This is a genomic window from Catenibacterium sp. UBA627, assembly GCF_002299355.1.
In the GTDB taxonomy this organism is placed as follows: domain Bacteria; phylum Bacillota_I; class Bacilli_A; order Erysipelotrichales; family Coprobacillaceae; genus Catenibacterium; species Catenibacterium mitsuoka.
This window is the reverse complement of record NZ_DBPF01000067.1, coordinates 4499-5572: the sequence shown is the minus strand read 5'-3', so window position 1 is coordinate 5572 and position 1074 is coordinate 4499. Positions and strand designations below refer to the sequence as shown.

The following is a 1074-nucleotide window of genomic DNA, read 5'->3' as shown; positions in this document are numbered from 1 at the left end:
TTACAACACTTCCCCATTACTACTTATTACATTCTTATACCATTCAAATGACTTCTTCTTAATTCTTTTCATATCCTTTAAGTCATCATTATCTCTATTCACATAAACAAAACCATATCTCTTCTTCATCTGTGCACGACTGCTTAATATATCAATAGGACCCCAAGATAAGTATCCTCTACAATCTACACCTTCTTCTACAGCTTTCTTCATCTCTTCAATATGTTTTCTCATATAATCAATACGATAATCGTCATTAATAACACCATCTACTAATTGATCATCATAGCCATAACCATTTTCTACAATATAGATAGGCATTTCATATCTATCATAGAGTTGTCTTAGAGTGATACGTAATCCAATAGGATCTATTGTCCAGCCAAATTCAGACATTTCTAAGTAAGGGTTCTTCTTAATGACTACATCTTCCACATTAGTCAAACTATCTTCACCATAATGACTAATAGTAGACATATAATAACTTATTGCAAGAGCATCTGTTTTACCCTTTTCAAGTATTTCAAAGTCCCCTTCTTCTATAACTGGCATAGTCCCTTCTTTTTTCATATTTGCTAGAAAGTAACTGTTATAATGTCCTCTCGCAAAGACATCTAGGAATACAAATGCTTCGCTCTGGGCTTTCATAGATTCTAATGTATCTAATGGATGACATGTTTCAGGATAGCTTTGTACAATAGTCGCCATACCTAAAACATAGCCTCCTTTTTGATGAATGTATTCGTTAATCAAACTATGCGCGATTAATGTATTATGCATAATTTGATGATCTAGAGTAATAGGGTTTTCTCCTTCAGGACATACAGCACCAAAGAACATCTTTGGTCCTTTCTGTAGTATTCCATTCTGTTCATTAAAGATAATCCAATATTTTACTTTATGACAATAACGATCTACGATTTTCTTGCATAATTCTACAAATAGATCAACAACCTTTCTACTTTCAAAACCATTGTATTTCTCATATAAGAACACAGGCATTTCAAAGTGATAAAGCGTAGGAATAGGCTCTATATCTCTCTTTAGTAATTCATCTATGAATTCATCATAGAA

Annotated in this window: 1 protein-coding gene; it reads right to left on the bottom strand. The window is 32.5% G+C overall.

From position 1 onward, the window contains the following. The coding region (locus tag B2S90_RS04685; RefSeq protein ID WP_286696615.1) for a glycoside hydrolase family 1 protein at window positions 1-1074 on the bottom strand (1074 nt) is incomplete at its 5' end.